Source organism: Lautropia mirabilis, from assembly GCF_900637555.1.
GTDB classification, from domain to species: Bacteria; Pseudomonadota; Gammaproteobacteria; order Burkholderiales; family Burkholderiaceae_E; genus Lautropia; species Lautropia mirabilis.
Genome location: NZ_LR134378.1, coordinates 2,446,055 through 2,462,471, shown reverse-complemented (window position 1 = coordinate 2,462,471; position 16,417 = coordinate 2,446,055). Strand labels below are relative to the sequence as shown.

Here is a 16,417-nt window from a genome sequence, read left to right as displayed (position 1 = left end):
CCGGTCTGTGCTGTCCTTCTGTCTTGGGCACGCGGTGACGAAGACGCTGACGGGGTCTAATCGGAAACCATGGACACGATGGGGTGGTGCGCATGGTAGAGGCCGGGATGGAGGTGCGGGCGCCGGAGGGGCGTGCGCAGGCGGCGGGCACGCGGCTGATGCCGGGTGAGCCCGGCCGGCGGCTGATGATCGACCGGCTGCTGGCGCTGCTGGCCGAGCAGGGCGAGATCAGCGAGGAAACGCGCCAGACGCTGTCGCGTGATGCCTTGCTGTCGTCGGCTGACCGGCATCCGCTGGTGATGATTGCCGAGCGCAAGCTGAAGGGGCTGAACCCTCCGCATGCGATGCTGGATGTGGACTGGCTGTGTCAGTGGCTGGCAGGGCAGATCGGCTGGCGGCATGTGCGCATCGATCCGCTGAAGGTGGATTTCTCGCGCATCGGTGAGGTGATGAGCAAGGCCTATGCCAATCGCTATCGCATCCTGCCGCTGGAGGTCACGCCGGATTCGGTGACGATCGCCACGGCCGAGCCCTATCTGACGGCGGAATGGGTGGCAGAGCTGTCGCACACGCTGCGCCGGCGGGTGATGCCGGTGCTGGCCAGTCCGCTGGAGCTGCAGCGCTATCTGGCGGAGTTCTTCGATCTGGCGGGGACGATCCGCAGTGCGCAGCGCAACGGCCAGACAGCGGTCCAGAACAATTTCGAGCAGCTGGTGGAGCTGGGCCGCAATGGCCGGCATTTCGATGCCAACGACCAGCATATCGTCACGGTGGTGGACTGGCTTTGGCAGTATGCGTTCGAGCAGCGGGCCAGCGATATCCATCTGGAGCCCCGGCGTGATCTGGGGGTGGTGCGCTTTCGCATCGATGGCCTGCTGAACAACGTCTACCAGGTGCCGCCGGGGGTGATGTCGGCGATGACCAGCCGCATCAAGCTGCTGGGCCGTATGGACGTGGTGGAAAAGCGCCGGCCACAGGATGGTCGCATCAAGACGCGCGCGGGTGATGGCCACGAGATCGAGCTGCGGCTGTCCACGCTGCCCACGGCCTTCGGCGAGAAGCTGGTGATGCGGGTCTTCGACCCGGAGGTGCTGTCACGCAACTTTGCGCAGCTGGGGCTGCAGGGCGAGGATCTGGCGCGCTGGCAGGACATGACGGGACGGCCCAACGGCATCGTGCTGGTGACGGGGCCGACCGGCTCGGGCAAGACGACCACGCTCTATGCGACGCTGCGGGCGCTGGCCACGGAGGCGGTGAACGTCTCCACCATCGAGGATCCGATCGAGATGGTGGAGAACAGCTTCAACCAGATGCAGGTGCAGCCGGCCATTGATCTGGGCTTTGCCGACGGCATCCGGGCGCTGATGCGTCAGGACCCGGACATCATCATGGTGGGCGAGATCCGGGATCTGGAAACGGCGGAGATGGCGGTGCAGGCCGCGCTCACGGGTCACCTGGTGATCTCCACGCTGCATACCAACGACGCGCCCAGCGCCATCACGCGACTGCTGGATCTGGGGGTGCCGGCGTATCTGCTGCAGTCGACGCTCATTGGGGTGATGGCGCAGCGGCTGGCACGCACGCTGTGTCCGGAGTGCAAGCAGCCCGATGATTCGGTGACGGACGAGATGTGGGCAGACTTCGTGAAGCCCTTCCGCAACGTGCCCCGGCCGGCCTCCATCTACCGGCCGGTGGGGTGTCCGTCCTGCCGGATGGGGGGCTTTCGCGGGCGGACCGGTCTCTACGAGATCCTGGCCAACAACGAGAGCATCCGCCAGTACATCACCGAGCGGCCGGAGCTGCGCAAGCTGCGGTTGGCGGCCATCAAGCATGGCATGCGTCCCCTGCGGATGGCGGGTGCCGCCGCGGTGGCGGCCGGGCTCACGACGATCGATGAGGCGCTGCGGCACGCGCCACCGGTGGAGCTGTAGGCCCGTCCCGCTTCAGGTGGGATGATCCGTCTCAACCGGAGACGACGTCACGGGGTGTTCTGCGGGCGCCCCAAAGGCCCAGCAGGGCCAGCGCGCCGCAGTAGAGAACGTCGGGCAGGCTGAACAGGCTCATCATGGCCAGCACCAGCAGGATGGCGACGAGGCCCAGAAGACGTGGGCCGGTACGGTGTTGCAGGCGGGTGTAGCCCACGGCCGCCAGCAGATACAGCACGAAGAAGTTCTGGCCGGCCAGCTGCAGCAGCATCTCGACGCCCAGGCCGGACGTCTGCGTGACGAGAATGACGACCACGTACAGTACCCAGCCTGTCAGCATGGCGCGCACGGGCAGTCCCCGCTGGTCCACGTGGGCCAGTGCCCGGGGCAGCAGGCCATCGCGCCCGGCCGAGAACAGGGCGCGGGAGGTGGACAGGAAGGCGCCGGTGACATTGGCCAGAATCAGCAGGGTGGCGATGATCCCGGTCAGCCGAAGCCCGGCAACGCCCAGCCAGCTGTCGGCCAGCTGGGCGATGGGGGCGAGTCGCCAGCCTTCGTCGGCGGAGGCGGCGCTGGCTACCGTCCAGGCGACGAAGACGTACAGCAGGGTGACGATGACGAAGCTGGCCCAGATCGAACGCGGCAGGTTGCGGGCGGGATCCTGCATGTCCTCGGCCAGGAAGGCGGTGATTTCCCAGCCCGTGTAGGCAAAGAGCACCAGGGGCAGCGCCGACAGGACGCCGAGCAGTGCATTGGCGGACAGCATGGGCAGCATGTCGCTGCCTGTCAGGAGGGACGTGCCGGGAGCGGTGTCCGAGGGGGCATGAAGCCAGTAGCCGGCGCAGAGCCCCAGCAGGCCCAGAACGATCAGCGTCGCGATGGCGGTCTGGACGGCGCCGGATACTCGGAGGCCGAACATACCGAAGAGCAGCCCGATGGTGACCATGCCGATGGCGGTGGCGGCCACGGGCAGAGCCGGCAGCGTCTGCTGCAGGTAGGTGGCGCCGATCAGGGCAATGGCGGGCAGTCCCAGCGAGAAGGTGCCGATGACGATGGCTTCGCTGGCGGCACCCAGCTGGGGCCCGAGGCTGAGGCGGATGTAGCCGACCACGCCACCGGCGGACGGGTGCCGCCGCGCAAAGAAGGCGAACACGGCCAGCAGCGGCAGCATCAGGACGGACATCAGCAGCCAGGGCAGGTGCCCCAGGCGCCCGGCCTGGGCGTAGCTGAGTCCGGGCAGCGTCAGCAGGCCTGCGCCCACGACGATCGTGACCGACATGGCTGTGGCGGCCACCAGGCCCATCCGGTGGCTGTCGTTGTCGTGGTCCATCGTCGCCGTCCTGCTGCTCACACAAATCCCCGTTCTGTCAGGTCGGGGCTCTTAGGGGTGATCAGGTCCATGCCGTGTGGCTCAGGGTTCACGCGGCACGCCCACCGTCACGGGGGGCACCCACGGGCATTCGGGTTTGAAGGTGGCCGACAGCAGCTGTTCCTTGTATTGCGCGTAGCTGATCGGTTCGAGGGCCTTGACGGCATCCAGGCGATAGATGCCCCAGCCGGCGCTGGCCTTGACGGGCTTGGCGTAGATCTGCCCGGGCTTGAGGGTGTCCAGCAGCTGCACGGTGTCCCTGGCCCAGCGGCAGGTGGCGAAGGTGCCCAGCTTGCCGCCCTCCTTGGCACTGAGCGGGTGCCTGGAGTGCTCTCGTGCGGCCTTCTCGAAGGAGGCGCCGCTTCGGAGTCGGGCGATCCACTGGCGGGCTTCCGTTTCGTCGCTCAGCAGGATGTAGCTGACGGTATACATCTTCTGGCCCTTCACACTCTGCCGGTAAGCGTCGTATTCCTGGCCGATCACCTCATCGCTGATGGGCTGTGGGGGCGGTACGTCGGTATCCGGCTGGATGGCGGCCGGGTCAGCCTTCTCGATGGGCTGGCTGCCGGTGGTCTGGGCGGCCTGCACGCTGCCGGCCGACAGCGCCAGGGCTGCTGCCAGCAGCAGGCGGTGGGAATGGGGAGTGGCGTTCATGCGGTGCGGGATCCTGGTGAAAAGGCGGTGTTCGCCGGCCCTGGCTGATCGAACGTGCTGATCGGAGACGGTCTGCGGATGGGGGCGCAGATTACAGCAGGCCGTGCAGCGGCACCACGTCCAGCCGGTCGCCTTCGGCGACCGGGCCCTGGTCTTCGGGCAGCACGGCGATGCCGTCGGCCTCGGCGACCGAGCGCAGCTGGGCAGAACTCTGGCTGCCGGCAGGCATGGCCACCGGCAGATCGTCCGATTCATGGTAGCAGAGCGTCACGCGCAGCAGCTCCTGCCGGCCCGGGCGCTTGCGGATGGCCGTGCCGGCGCGGGCGCGGATGCGCGGCAGCGGGCGCGGGGCGGTGATGCCCGCCATTTTCTGGAGGGCGGCGTCGATGACGAACAGGAAGCTGAGCAGCGCCGCCACCGGGTTGCCGGGCAGGCCGAAGACCGGCGTCTGGCCGATGCGGCCGATGACCAGGGGGCGCCCCGGGCGTAGCTTCAGTTTCCAGGCGTGGGCTTCGGTGGGCAGCGCCATGCCCTGGTGGTGCATGGGCTGTGACAGCACGTGCCAGAGCAGATCGGCATCTCCCCCGGCGGCACCGCCGGTGGTCAGCAGCACATCGACCTGATCGATGCTGGAGGCCAGGGCCTTCGTCAGGATGGCGGGATCGTCGGGCAGCCAGCCCAGGTCGATGGCTTCGAATCCTCGATTGCGTGCCAGCGCCAGCAGGGTCGGACGGTTGCTGTCATGGATCTGGCCAGCGGCCAGCGGCTGCCCGCTCTGGACCAGTTCGTTGCCGGTGGAGAAAACGCCCACTTTCAGCGGGCCGAAAACGGGCAGATCGACGATGCCCTGCGAGGCAGCCACACCCAGGTCCATGGGCGAGAGGATCCGACCGGCAGGGAGGGCGGTCTGGCCTGTGCGGATGTCCTCACCCCGGCGGCGCACATTCTGGCCGGGTTTCTGGCCGGCCGGGAGGGTGATCGTTTCCTGCGGGTGGGTGCCTGTGTCCGGCTGGGCGCGTGTGTCGTGCGGGGCGGTGTCATTGGTGCGGCGCTGGACGTGCTCCTGCATCACCACGGTGTCGGCGCCGGCCGGCATGGGGGCGCCGGTCATGATGCGCCAGGCCTGCCCGGGGGGCAGTGTGGCCGGGGGATCGCCGGCCAGCGTGCGGCCTGCCACCGGCAGCGTGGTGTCGCCCTCGGGCTTCAGGTCGGCATGACGCAGGGCGTAGCCGTCCATGGCCGCGTTGTCACAGGGGGGCAGATCCAGGCGGGCAACGACGTCACGGGCCAGCACGCGGCCGAGGGCTTCCGCCTGAACCAGCATCGACCGCGCCTGGACACGCGGTGCCACCCAGTCCGCCAGCAGCTCGCGGGCCTGGGCCACAGGTACGGCGTCCGGGTTGAAGTCCGGCAGGCGGGCCAGCAGGGAAGCGAGGGAGGGCCAGTCGGTCGAGGTGCTCATGAACGGGTCTCGGGCGAGATGGGGGTGCCAGCCGGGCGTGGTTCCGGATGGGGCTCAGGGTGAAGGATGCGGATGGGCAGGCGAGCGCAGGTGGCTTTCGGCAGCCTGCCATTCCTCCGGGGTGTTGAGGTTCTGGAAGGCTTGCGGATCGGGAAAGGGTACCGCCTGAGCGCCGTGCTGGCCATACCACTGTCGCACCCGGTGGTTGCCGGCTTTCAGGAAGGCATCCAGTGAGGGCAGCAGGCTGCGATGCAGTACGGCCACCAGCGGGTGGGGCTGGTCGGGATCGTGGGCGTAGGCAATGGGGGCGCTGCTGCCCGTCAGGGCGTGCTGCAGCCGGGCAACCCAGTCGGGGGGCAGAAAAGGGGTGTCGCAGGCGGCCACGGCCAGCCACTCGGTGGGGCAGACGGACAGGGCAGCATGAATGCCGGCCAGGGGGCCGGGCATGTCGGGCAGCCGATCCGGCAGGACCGGATGGCCCAGCTGGCGATAGTCGTCCAGGTGGCGGTTGGCGCTGATGACGAGGCTCTGCACCTGCGGGGCCAGGTTGTCGATGACCCAGGCGATCAGCGGCCTGCCCGCCAGGGGCAGCAGTCCCTTGTCGGCGCCGGGGTGGGCAGCCTGCAGGCGCCGGGCTGCTCCACCGGCCAGCACCAGGCCGGTGATGGGATCTTCAGCCACCGATGTAGCTCATTTCCACCCGCCTTTTGCCGTTGGAGGTTGGACTGGCGGATTTCTGGCTGCTGCGCAGCTCGGAATAGCGGTCGTCACGTCCCTGCCAGAGGTTCATCAACGCGGTACGGATGTCTTCATCGGGCAGCTGACGGCGCAGCAGGCCCCGCAGGTCATGGCCCTGGTGGCCGAACAGGCAGGTGAAGAGCTGGCCTTCGGTGGTCAGCCGCAGACGCGAGCAGTCGCCGCAGAAAGGCTGGGTGACGGAGGAGATGACGCCGATCTCGCCAGCGCCGTCGAGGAAGCGCCAGCGTTGGGCCACCTCGCCGGGATAGTTCGGATCGACAGGGGCCAGCGGATGCACGGCGTGGATGCGCGCGATGATGTCACGGCTGGGCAGCACTTCTTCCATGCGCCAGCCGTTGCTGGTGCCCACGTCCATGTATTCGATGAAGCGCAGGATGTGTCCGGTGCCGCGGAAATGCTCGACCATCGGAAGGATCTCGCCGTCGTTCAGGCCGCGGCGCACCACCATGTTGACCTTGATGCCCGAGAAACCGGCCTGGGCAGCGGCCTCGATGCCGGCCAGCACGCGGGAAACCGGGAAGTTGGCGTCGTTGAGCTTGCGAAACAGTGCATCGTCCAGGCCGTCCAGGCTGACCGTGACGCGATCGAGTCCGGCCTCGCGCAGTGACTGCGCCTTCTTGGCCAGCAACGAGCCGTTGGTGGTCAGGGTCAGTTCGACGGGCTGGCCGTCGGGCTGGCGCAGGCAGCTGAGCTGGGCGATCAGCGTTTCCAGGTCGCGTCGCAACAGTGGCTCACCACCGGTCAGGCGGATCTTCTTCACGCCCAGACCGACCATCAGCCCGGCGACGCGGGTGATCTCCTCGAAGCTGAGCAATGAGCCGTGCGAGAGGAATTCATGGTCCTTGCCAAAGACCTCGCGCGGCATGCAGTACGAGCAGCGGAAGTTGCAGCGGTCGGTGACCGAGATGCGCAGGTCGTGCAGGGGGCGGCCACGGGCGTCAAGCAGGGCGCCGTCCGGAGACATGGGCAGCGCCGATGGGCCGTCCTGCAGGCGGAGCGGCTGCATCGGCAGGATACCGCGACTGCGCTGGTCGGCAATGGGTATGACTCGTTCTGCCATGAAGGGGAAAGAGAGTGAACCGGCCCGACAGGCGAGGCCTGCCGGGCCGGCGAGGTGGTTACTGCTCGTCCGACGGTTTGCCGGCCTGGGTTTCCACCTGTTGCAGCGGTTCAGCGGCGACCGGCGTGCGCGGCTTGCGCTGCCGGCGCGGCCGGGGAGCAGCGGGCGCGGTCACGACAGGCTCGGCCTGCGGGGCCGCGCTGGTCTGCACCCATTCCAGTCCTGCCGACTGTACCACTTCCTCCAGTGCCCGGGTGGGGACAGGCTGGGCAGGTGCTGCCTGTGGACGGGGCGACGGTGCCTGGGCAGTGTCATCCGCGTTGCCACGGCGGCGCGCCGGTGCTTCGGCGGGCTTGTCGGCCTTCTCGGCACGGGCGTCCTCCTGGCTGCGGGGCGCGGCGCTGCTGTCGGCCTCCTGAGCGGGGACCTTCTCGGCGGCTGCCCGGGGGGCACGACGCTCGCGCGGCTCGGCACGCTCACGACCTTCGGCCGGAGTCGTCACGGCGGCGTCGGCTCCTTCGGAAGCAGCCGGGGCTGCCTCGGTCGTGCCGGCGGTCTCGGCCGGTGCAGCGCCTTCACGGCCGGCATCGGCTTCGGTCCGGTCGCGGCGGTTGCTGCGACGGCGACGGCGGCGCTCGCCTTCCTCGGCAGCTGGGGCTTCCTCGTCGTTTGCGGCGGCCGACGGGGCGGTCTCCTGACGGGGAGCCTGCTGACGCGGGGCGCGGGTCGAAGCGGCTTCTTCGGCCGGAGCGGCCTCGGCGGCGGGTTCGTCCGACGTCACTGCGTGACTGTCGCTGGCGGGCTCGGCCGAGCGGCGGCCACGGCCTTCGCGCGGTGCGGGGGCCGGGGCTTCGTCAGCGGTCTCGGCCGGAAGGGTGTCCAGGCCTTCGGTCTGCACGCCCTCGGCGTTGTCGGCCTGACGGCGACGACGGCCCCGTTCCGGACGCTGACGCTCCTGGCCTTCCGCCGAGGTGGCCTCGACGCGCTCTTCGGTGGCTTCGTCACGCACGTTGCGCTCGGCACGCTCGCCCCGGTTGCGGCGCTCGCCGCGTTCACCGCGGGCTGGGCGTTCGCTGCGCTCCTGGCCGGTGGCCTCGGCGCCTTCGGGTCGCTCGTTGCGTTGGATGCGTTCGTTGCGCTCGGCCGGTTCCTGGCGCTCGGCGCGCTCGTTGCGGCCATTGCGATCGGCGCGTTCGCCGTTCTGGCGCGCGTCGCGGGTGTCACGACCTTCGCGGGATTCACGCGGCTCACGGGTGTCGCGGGCCTCGTCGCGCTGGCGACCGTTGCTCCGTTCGCCACGGGTACGCTTGCCGTTGTCGGAGGCTTCGGCACGTTCGGTCCGCTCAGCACGTTCCGTGCGCTCGCTGCGGCCATTGCGCTCGTTGCGCCGACCGTTGCGGCCTTCGCTGTCGCTGCGCTCGCCGCGACGGTTGCCGCGTTCACTCCGACTCGTGCCGTTGCCGGCGTTGCGGGCGGTGCGATTGCGACCATCGTCGGACGGACGCTCCGCTGTTTCGGCGGTCTCGGCACCGTGGGCGGCGCCCCAGCCGAACAGGTTCAGGATGCGATCAAGCAGGCCACCGTGAGTGGACGAAGCGGCAGGTGTCGAGGATGCGGCGGGCGCTGCAGCCGGACGGGCGGGCGGCGGTGCCGGCGGCTGGTCGCGGGTGATGCCCTTGACCACGGCCTCCTGGCGGTTGCCGGGCTGCTTGAACTTGTTGGCGAGGTAGGTGTTTTCCTCGTCGTTGGCCTCGGCCATGGCGTAGCTGGCACGGTAGGTCAGCAGACGCTCGTCGTCGTGCTTGAGGCGCTCCAGGCTGTAGAGCGGGGTCTCGATCGACTTGTTGGGGATCAGCACGATCTCGACCTTGAGGCGTGCTTCCAGCGTGGCGATCTCGGTGCGCTTCTCGTTGAGCAGGTAGGTGGCGACCTCCACCGGCACCTGCACGTGCACGGCGGCGGTGTTCTCCTTCATGGCCTCTTCCTGCAGCACGCGCAGCACGTGCAGGGCCGAGGACTCGATGTCGCGGATGACGCCGGTGCCGTTGCAGCGCGGGCAGGTGATGTGGGTGCCTTCGTTGAGCGCCGGACGCAGCCGCTGGCGCGACAGCTCCATCAGGCCGAAGCGGGAGATCTTGCCGGTCTGCACGCGGGCACGGTCCAGGCTGAGCGCTTCTTTCAGGCACTGCTCGACCTCGCGCTGGTTGCGGCTGCTCTCCATGTCGATGAAGTCGATGACGATGAGGCCGCCCAGGTCGCGCAGTCGCATCTGGCGGGCCACTTCCTCGGCCGCCTCCATGTTGGTTCGGAAGGCCGTTTCCTCGATGTCGGAGCCACGGGTGGCGCGAGCCGAGTTCACGTCGATGGCCACCAGCGCCTCGGTGTGGTCGATGACGATGGCGCCACCCGAGGGCAGCGGCACGACGCGCGAGTAGGCGGTCTCGATCTGGTGCTCGATCTGGAAGCGCGAGAACAGCGGGGTGGCATCGCGGTAGTACTTGACGCGTGCCACGTAGTCGGGCATCACGTAGCTCATGAACTGCGTGGCCTGCTGGTAGATGTCCTCGGTGTCGATCAGCACCTCGCCGATGTCGGCCGTGAAGTAGTCACGGATGGCGCGGATGACCAGGCTGGATTCCTGGTAGATGAGGAAGGCGCCCGGTGCCGACTTGGCGGCCGATTCGATGGCCTGCCACAGCTGCAGCAGGTAGTTCAGGTCCCACTGCAGCTCCTCGACCGAGCGACCGATGCCGGCGGTGCGGGCGATGAGGCTCATGCCGGAGGGCACCTGCAGCTTGTCCATGGCCTCGCGCAGTTCCTGCCGGTCCTCGCCCTCGATGCGGCGCGACACGCCGCCGCCACGGGGGTTGTTGGGCATGAGGACCACGTAGCGGCCGGCCAGCGAGATCATCGTGGTCAGGGCGGCGCCCTTGTTGCCGCGCTCTTCCTTCTCGACCTGGACGATGAGTTCCTGGCCTTCGCTGATCACGTCCTGGATGCGCAGCGGCTTGCCGCCTTCGACATCCTGACGGAAGTAGGATCGGGAGATTTCCTTGAAGGGCAGGAAGCCGTGACGGTCTTCGCCGTAGTTGACGAAGCAGGCTTCCAGCGAGGGTTCGACACGAGTGACGACCCCTTTGTAGATATTGCTCTTGCGACTCTCGCGTCCGGCGGACTCGATGTCAATGTCGATCAGCCGCTGGCCATCGACGATGGCAACCCGCAGTTCTTCCGAATGGGTTGCGTTGAACAGCATGCGTTTCATGCCATGACTCCATGCACACGTTGGCGTGGTGTGTAGGACCAGCGAGCATGGGTCGACCCCCGAGCCGTGCGCAGGGGCAGGCATCATCGAAACAGTGACGGCGAGAAGGCCGCAAGGGCACGTCGGTGGCGCGCACGACGGCACGGCAGCGCGCAGACGGGATCGTCTGACGGCCGGCAAAGCCGGCAGGGAGGCTGCGGGCGGGGGTTGTCGTGATCATCGGGCCGGATGGGGTGACGTGAAGGGCCTTTGGGTTCCGTTGTTCTTGTCCCGACGAGCGTTGGCGGCTCATCGTGTCGAATCGTGCTCGCGCGCCGAACCTTTCGACGCCGCGTTTTGAATCCAATGGTCGTCATCCGGGCAAGCCGGGCACAGGCCGGACAATGCGGCCCATGCGGGGCTTGTCGCGCGGCGTGCAGGGGCTGCAGCTGGAAGGGCGGGTGCAAGCGCCGGCGCACCCGGGAAGGGGTGCGGGCGGGCACGGGAAAAAATCCAGCCCTTCTTTTACACTGCAGACTGCACGACAGCCAGCAGGCGGGTCCTGACGCCGAAACCGGACCCTTGCACAAGTCGCCGAAAACCGGCGAATTTTCAAGGGTATGGCCCGGTTGGCGACGCCCAGCCTGCATGACCGACAACCGCCCGCGATTATAGCCGGATGAAAGACGCCGACACAAAAGCGCCCATGGCGCAAACAACACCCATCCAGTGGCTGACGGTGGACGAGGGCCACGAGGGTCAGCGCCTGGACAACTACCTGCTGGCCATGCTGCGTGGCGTGCCCAAGACGCGCATCTACCGGATGATCCGCAAGGGCGAGGTACGCGTCGACGGGCGCCGGGTCAAGGCCGAGCAGCGCGTGGCCGCCGGTGAGCGGGTCCGTGTGCCGCCGCTGGCCAGCGTGCCGCAGACGGCACTGCGTCCGGGGCCCGCCCGGGGTGGTCCCAAGCTGGACGACCGTCACATCCGCATCCTCTTCGAGGACGAGCACCTGCTGGTGGTGGACAAGTCCGAGGGGCTGGCGGTGCATGGGGGCAGCGGCATCTCGGCCGGTCTCATCGAGCGGTTGCGTGCCACGCGCCCGCCCGGCCAGTTCCTGGAGCTGGCCCATCGCCTGGACCGCGACACCTCGGGTCTGCTGGTCATCGCCAAGCGGCGTTCGGCGCTGCTGGCCCTGCACAGGATGTTTGCCGCCGGCGAGGTGAAGAAGCGTTACCTGGCCATCGTGAAGGGGCACTGGGGAAGGCCCCGGCCGGTGCTGGTGCAGTTTCCGTTGCTGCGCTACCTCACGCCGGCCGGCGAGCGCCGGGTGCGAGTGGATGTTCAGGGGCAGCCCTCGGCCACGCGCTTTCGGCGCCTGCAGGCGCTGGACTTTGGTGGCACGCCAGGTCTGCCGCCTCATGGGGCGCTGCTGGAATGCGAGCTGCTCACCGGACGCACCCACCAGATCCGGGTGCATCTGGCACATGGGGGGCATCCCATCCTGGGGGATGAAAAATACGGAGACTTCACTTTAAACAAGGTGCTTGATGACATGGGGGCTAACCGCATGTTTCTTCATGCCTTTCATCTTGAAATGAAGCATCCGAAAAAAGAGGAGATGCTGGTGCTGGACGCGCCCATGCCAGCCGCCTTCGAGGCACTGCTGGCCCGTTTCGGGGTGACGGCAGATGGGGTGAGAAGCGAGTAGTTATATGGGCTTTCTCAAGTGAAGTCTCAAGTTTTCATGATGATTTACCGCTGTATATTGAAGTGATTTCTGAGAATTGCATGGCTGGACGCGGTACGCGCCTGACGGGTGAGTGCGCCTGCATTCAGGGAGGCGGGCCCTGTGTATCATCCGTGACAGAGATGGTCTCCATGTGATTCATTCACCACGGTGTTTTCACTCATATGCGGGTGCGTATCGTTGTCTGGGGCTTCCATGCAACAATGCCAGCACCCGGAAAATCAATGACTTGATCCAGAAAGGGGGGCTATGGGATGACGAGAGCTGGCGTCGAGAAAGACTTGTGTCGTCGTGAGGTCGTGGTGTTCGACTGGGACGGCACGGTGGCCGACTCCGTTGCACAGGTCGTTCAGGCCATCCGGAAGACCGCCGAGTCATTGGGGCTGACGCCACCCTCGGCCGAGACCATCCGGCCCCTGGTGGGGCTGGGGCTTGGCGAGATGCTGCAGCAGTTCGTGCCGGATTTTCCGGCCGAGCGTCACGCCGAGTTCCTTGATACCTATCGACGCCACTATTTCGGCAACCGTCAGCGCGTCGACATCCCGTTTGCCGGCATCCCTGAGCTGCTGCAGGCGCTGCGGGCGCAGGGGCGGCGGCTGGCCGTGGCTACCGGCAAGTCCCGCGCCGGCCTGGACCGAGTGCTGGCCGGCGGCGAGCTGGGGGCGTTCTTCGAGGCAACGCGTTGCGCCGAAGAGGGGGCCTCGAAGCCTGATCCATGGATGCTGCAGAGCCTGGCCGAAGAGATGGGGGTCAGCCCGACGCAGATGGTGATGGTGGGCGATTCGATCTATGACATCGAGATGGCACGCGCTTTCGGTTGTGCCAGCATCGGGGTCTATTACGACACGGGAACCCTGCTCATGCTGCAATCCAGCGAGCCGGATGCCATGGCGGCAACCGTGGTCGAACTGGGCCGACTGCTCGGCTGCGCCTGAGCAGACCGGACACAAGGGATCGTGCCCGGACGTGTCGGTTCATGGCGCGGAGTGTTGGGCTCCGCCTGAAATTGGGGGTTCCCCCGTTTCGTGCGGGCCGCTTTTCCCTGATCATTCAGGGTGATCACGAATCACTATTTTTCCCCTGAGGCAGCAAACCCTCTTGGGAAGGGAGGCCATGCATGGCAGAGCAGAACGATAGAAACATCCTGGGCACGGCGGAATGGGGTCGTGGCTTCGTCGAGGAACTCGCGCGCGAGACGCTGAAGGAGCGCAAGGCGAAGCGTCGCTGGCGCATCTTCCAGTGGCTGGCGTTCCTGGCGGTGCTGGCTTTCGGCATCCAGCGCTGCACCTCGGTGGCCCAGGTTGATGAGGATCAGCGTCGGCCAGCCAGCTATGTGGCTTCCATCAACATCGAAGGGGTCATCGTTGGTGGCTCGGGCGAGGAGGGGGCCTCGGCCGACCGGATCAACAAGGCGTTGCGCCGGGCCTTTTCCGATCCGCGGGCGGTGGGCGTCGTCCTGCGCATCAACAGCCCGGGAGGCAGCCCCGTGCAGTCCGGCATGATCGTCGACGAGATGCGGCGTCAGCGCCGTCTTCATCCCGAGAAGCCGCTGCACGCGGTGATCGAGGAGGTCGGTGCCTCGGGCGGCTACTACATCGCGGCAGCGGCTGACAACATCTACGTGGACAAGGCCAGCATCGTCGGGTCGATCGGGGTGCTGCTCAGCTACTATGGCGTGCAGGACACGCTCAAGATGCTGGGTATCGAGCGTCGCACGCAGACGGCTGGCAAGAACAAGGCTTTCTTGGATCCCACGGCGCCCATGAGTGCCGAGCAGAAGGCTCATGCCCAGGCGATGCTGGACGAGGTTCATCGTCAGTTCATCGACGTGGTCAAGCAGGGACGCGGCCAGCGGCTGAAGGAAACCCCCGAGACCTTCAGCGGGCTTTTCTGGACCGGTGAGCGCAGCATCCAGCTGGGACTGGCTGATGGTCTGGGGTCGGTGGATTCGGTGGCGCGTGACGTGCTCAACACCGAGAACGTGGTGGACTTCAGCGAATACTCGCGCTGGCAGATGCTGGCCAGGCAGTTCGGGGCCGAGGCCTTCGGCGGCTTCTGGAAGCAGGTCCAGACCCGCGTCGGCGGCCAGGAGCCGGTGCTGCGCTGACGTCCTTGGCCAGGGCCCCTTCGTGGGGCTCAGGCCAGGAACAGAAAGAGTGCGGGCCGCTTGTCGGGCATGACAGGCGGCTTGCGTCGCCAGTCCTGCACAGTGCGTGTCTCGACGCGCTGCGCAGGACCCGTCAGGTCGGTGGCCACGCACAGCCGAGCGTCTTCGGGCAGATGGGCCACCAGGGCGTCGGCCATGGCCTGGTTGCGATAGGGCGTCTCGATCAGCAGCTGGGTCTCGCGTTCGTGTCGTGAACGCTGCGCCAGCCGGGCAATGGTCTGGGCACGTTCATCGGCAGCCTTGGGCAGGTAGCCCTGGAAGGCAAAGCGCTGCCCGTTCAGGCCACTGGCCATCAGCCCCAGCAGCAGCGATGAGGGGCCCACCAGTGGCACGACCTCGATGCCCAGCTGATGTGCTGCCTCCACCAGTAGCGCCCCCGGGTCAGCCACGCCAGGGCAGCCCGCGTCCGACAGCAGGCCCATGTCGCGGCCTTCCAGAGCAGGCGCCAACCAGTCGCGTGCGTCCAGTCGGGGCGCCTTGCCTTCGGACTTGCCGGGCAGGGCGCGCAGCTGCAGGTCCCGGATGGGCTGCTGCATGCCCAGAAGGCCCAGCCAGCGCCGTGCGGCCTTGGGGGTTTCCACCAGAAAGTCGGTCAGCGCCGAGACCCGCTGCCTGTCCGGCTCCAGCAGCCAGGGCTGCTGACATTCCTCGGGCTGCTGCAGCGGCGTGGGAATCAGCAGAAGGCGTCCGTGGGGTGTCGGTTTCATGATGCCCGTTCCGATGAAGGGGTGGTGGCAGCCGGGACATCCACCCCCAGCTGCCGCAGGTGGGTGCTCAGCCGGATCAGCGGCAACCCGATCAGGGCGGTGGGGTCATCCGTGCGGATGGATTCCAGCAGGCTGATGCCCAGCCCCTCGCAGCGGGCCGAACCGGCGCAGTTCAGGACATCCTCCTGGGCCAGATAGCGGTCGATCTCGGCGAGGGTCAGCGTCCGGAAGGCGACATCCACGCAGACGGCATCGTCGATGGGGGGGAGTCCACGGCCGCGCAGCGCCAGCGCCGTATGAAAGTGCATGGTTCGCCCCGAGGCCGCCTGCAGCTGAAGGCGGGCGCGTTCCAGGGTGCCCGGCTTGCCGATGGGGGTGATGCCGTCCAGCGTGCCCACCTGGTCCGAACCGATGACCAGCGCATCCGGATGCCGAGCCAGGATGGTTTCGGCCTTCAGGGCCGCCAGGCGCGTGGCCAGGTCGGCAATGGGCTCATGGGGCAGGGGCGTCTCGTCGACATCGGCGGCCACGGCTTCGAAGGGCAGGCGCAGACGCGCAAGCAGTTCCTGTCGATAGGGCGAGGAGGAAGCAAGGATCAGTCTCATGGGCTGCTATGATAAGCGCGCCTGCTTTTCGGGGTCCGGTTCGTGGATCCCGGGAGGGGGTGCATCCGCGGCGTGAACGCATGCCCGCAGATCCGAATCCAGAACGGGGAGAATGTGTCGATGAAACCCACCGCGGCCAAGCCGCCTCACAGCTCGTCTGCCACTTCCGCCCAGTCCGGCGAGGGCTGGGAGGCCGATTCCCTGCCCGAGGGGCTGGCACCCGAGATCGACCCGGCCCGCTTTGCCCGTGCCGGCGAACGGCTGGCGGGCAGCACCTCGGTTGCGCGGATGCCACGCCTGCTGGCCAGCGGTCTGCTGGATGAAGGCACGCTGGTGCACTGGCAGGTGCAGGGGGAAAGTGCGCGTGACGAGCTGGACCGGGTCCGCCAGTTCCTGGTGCTGTCACTGCAGTTTGCGCCAGTGGTGGCCTGCGGGCGCTGTCTGGGGCCGCTGCCGCTGGATGAACTGTCGATCACGCGCCGTTTCCGGCTCGCCGCTTCCGAGCGCCAGGCCGGGCTGGAAGATCCTGAAGCCGGGGTGGATGTGGACGTGATTGCTGTCGAGCCGCGGCTGGCACTGGCCGGCCTGATCGAGGACGAGGCCATGCTGGCGCTGCCCATGGCGGTCTTCCATGAGGTCTGCCCCAGTCCGGCGACGCTTAATTGAAGCAGGCGACTTGTTCAAACTTTCCCGGACTCGTTATAATCTTGGATTG

At 67.5% G+C, this 16,417-nt stretch carries 13 protein-coding genes; 5 read left to right on the top strand and 8 right to left on the bottom strand.

The features are described from left to right. The first annotated feature begins 92 nt into the window (after nucleotides 1-92). Nucleotides 93-1,931, top strand: a complete 1,839-nt coding sequence (tfpB, locus tag EL249_RS10025) for a type IV pilus assembly ATPase TfpB (protein WP_005672680.1) — start codon at nucleotides 93-95, stop codon at nucleotides 1,929-1,931. Nucleotides 1,932-1,962: 31 nt separating this feature from the next. On the opposite strand, the gene EL249_RS10020 is transcribed toward tfpB, so the two are convergent. The 6 genes from EL249_RS10020 to EL249_RS09995 form a co-directional block, all read right to left on the bottom strand. After that, the gene (locus EL249_RS10020) at nucleotides 1,963-3,255 is read right to left on the bottom strand and encodes an APC family permease (RefSeq protein WP_005672681.1); all 1,293 of its coding nucleotides are present in this window, start codon (nucleotides 3,253-3,255) and stop codon (nucleotides 1,963-1,965) included. 81 nt (nucleotides 3,256-3,336) lie between these two features. Then, nucleotides 3,337-3,948 carry a peptidylprolyl isomerase gene (locus EL249_RS10015; protein WP_005672682.1) on the bottom strand — a complete coding sequence of 204 codons (612 nt, stop codon included), beginning with the start codon at nucleotides 3,946-3,948 and terminating at the stop codon, nucleotides 3,337-3,339. 91 nt (nucleotides 3,949-4,039) lie between these two features. Then, complete coding sequence (locus EL249_RS10010) at nucleotides 4,040-5,410, bottom strand: molybdopterin molybdotransferase MoeA (protein WP_005672683.1); 1,371 nt, start codon at nucleotides 5,408-5,410, stop codon at nucleotides 4,040-4,042. Nucleotides 5,411-5,464: 54 nt separating this feature from the next. Next, nucleotides 5,465-6,091 carry a molybdenum cofactor guanylyltransferase MobA gene (mobA, locus tag EL249_RS10005; protein WP_005672684.1) on the bottom strand — a complete coding sequence of 209 codons (627 nt, stop codon included), beginning with the start codon at nucleotides 6,089-6,091 and terminating at the stop codon, nucleotides 5,465-5,467. Further along, nucleotides 6,084-7,229, bottom strand: coding sequence for a GTP 3',8-cyclase MoaA (moaA, locus tag EL249_RS10000; RefSeq protein ID WP_005672685.1), 1,146 nt, complete (start codon nucleotides 7,227-7,229; stop codon nucleotides 6,084-6,086). Before moaA ends, mobA begins: the two co-directional genes overlap by 8 nt. Nucleotides 7,230-7,287: 58 nt before the next feature. Then, on the bottom strand, nucleotides 7,288-10,494 hold the full coding sequence (locus EL249_RS09995; protein ID WP_005672686.1) for an Rne/Rng family ribonuclease: 3,207 nt from the start codon (nucleotides 10,492-10,494) through the stop codon (nucleotides 7,288-7,290). 685 nt (nucleotides 10,495-11,179) lie between these two features. Here EL249_RS09995 and EL249_RS09990 point away from each other — a divergent pair. The 3 genes from EL249_RS09990 to EL249_RS09980 all read left to right on the top strand — a co-directional run bounded on the left by EL249_RS09990 (nucleotide 11,180) and on the right by EL249_RS09980 (nucleotide 14,330). Next, nucleotides 11,180-12,184 (top strand): RluA family pseudouridine synthase, encoded by a 1,005-nt coding sequence (locus tag EL249_RS09990; RefSeq protein WP_232002010.1) that lies wholly within the window; start codon nucleotides 11,180-11,182, stop codon nucleotides 12,182-12,184. 293 nt (nucleotides 12,185-12,477) lie between these two features. Next, nucleotides 12,478-13,158: an HAD family hydrolase gene (locus tag EL249_RS09985; RefSeq protein WP_005672690.1), complete on the top strand. Its 681-nt coding sequence runs from the start codon at nucleotides 12,478-12,480 to the stop codon at nucleotides 13,156-13,158. A 182-nt stretch (nucleotides 13,159-13,340) separates the two neighbouring features. Further along, complete coding sequence (locus EL249_RS09980) at nucleotides 13,341-14,330, top strand: S49 family peptidase (RefSeq protein ID WP_005672692.1); 990 nt, start codon at nucleotides 13,341-13,343, stop codon at nucleotides 14,328-14,330. A gap of 29 nt (nucleotides 14,331-14,359) precedes the next feature. Here the strand turns inward: EL249_RS09980 and EL249_RS09975 are convergent, their stop codons facing one another. Then, nucleotides 14,360-15,097 carry an SAM-dependent methyltransferase gene (locus EL249_RS09975; protein WP_005672694.1) on the bottom strand — a complete coding sequence of 246 codons (738 nt, stop codon included), beginning with the start codon at nucleotides 15,095-15,097 and terminating at the stop codon, nucleotides 14,360-14,362. After that, entirely contained in the window at nucleotides 15,094-15,702 is a 609-nt protein-coding gene (locus EL249_RS09970) for a Maf family protein (protein WP_005672696.1), read from the bottom strand. Before EL249_RS09970 ends, EL249_RS09975 begins: the two co-directional genes overlap by 4 nt. Before the next feature lie 120 nt (nucleotides 15,703-15,822). Between EL249_RS09970 and EL249_RS09965 the strand changes: the two genes are divergently transcribed. Beyond that, entirely contained in the window at nucleotides 15,823-16,368 is a 546-nt protein-coding gene (locus EL249_RS09965) for a YceD family protein (protein ID WP_005672698.1), read from the top strand. Nucleotides 16,369-16,417 lie beyond the last annotated feature (49 nt).

Coding starts and splice junctions, on each gene's coding strand:
- EL249_RS09985 (WP_005672690.1), top strand. CDS start 12,478: ATGACGAGAGCTGGCGTCGAGAAAGACTTGTGTCGTCGTGAGGTCGTG.
- EL249_RS09980 (WP_005672692.1), top strand. CDS start 13,341: ATGGCAGAGCAGAACGATAGAAACATCCTGGGCACGGCGGAATGGGGT.
- EL249_RS09965 (WP_005672698.1), top strand. CDS start 15,823: ATGAAACCCACCGCGGCCAAGCCGCCTCACAGCTCGTCTGCCACTTCC.
- EL249_RS09995 (WP_005672686.1), bottom strand. CDS start 10,494: ATGAAACGCATGCTGTTCAACGCAACCCATTCGGAAGAACTGCGGGTT.
- EL249_RS09970 (WP_005672696.1), bottom strand. CDS start 15,702: ATGAGACTGATCCTTGCTTCCTCCTCGCCCTATCGACAGGAACTGCTT.
- EL249_RS10010 (WP_005672683.1), bottom strand. CDS start 5,410: ATGAGCACCTCGACCGACTGGCCCTCCCTCGCTTCCCTGCTGGCCCGC.
- EL249_RS09975 (WP_005672694.1), bottom strand. CDS start 15,097: ATGAAACCGACACCCCACGGACGCCTTCTGCTGATTCCCACGCCGCTG.
- EL249_RS10020 (WP_005672681.1), bottom strand. CDS start 3,255: ATGGACCACGACAACGACAGCCACCGGATGGGCCTGGTGGCCGCCACA.
- EL249_RS09990 (WP_232002010.1), top strand. CDS start 11,180: ATGGCGCAAACAACACCCATCCAGTGGCTGACGGTGGACGAGGGCCAC.
- tfpB (WP_005672680.1), top strand. CDS start 93: ATGGTAGAGGCCGGGATGGAGGTGCGGGCGCCGGAGGGGCGTGCGCAG.
- moaA (WP_005672685.1), bottom strand. CDS start 7,229: ATGGCAGAACGAGTCATACCCATTGCCGACCAGCGCAGTCGCGGTATC.
- EL249_RS10015 (WP_005672682.1), bottom strand. CDS start 3,948: ATGAACGCCACTCCCCATTCCCACCGCCTGCTGCTGGCAGCAGCCCTG.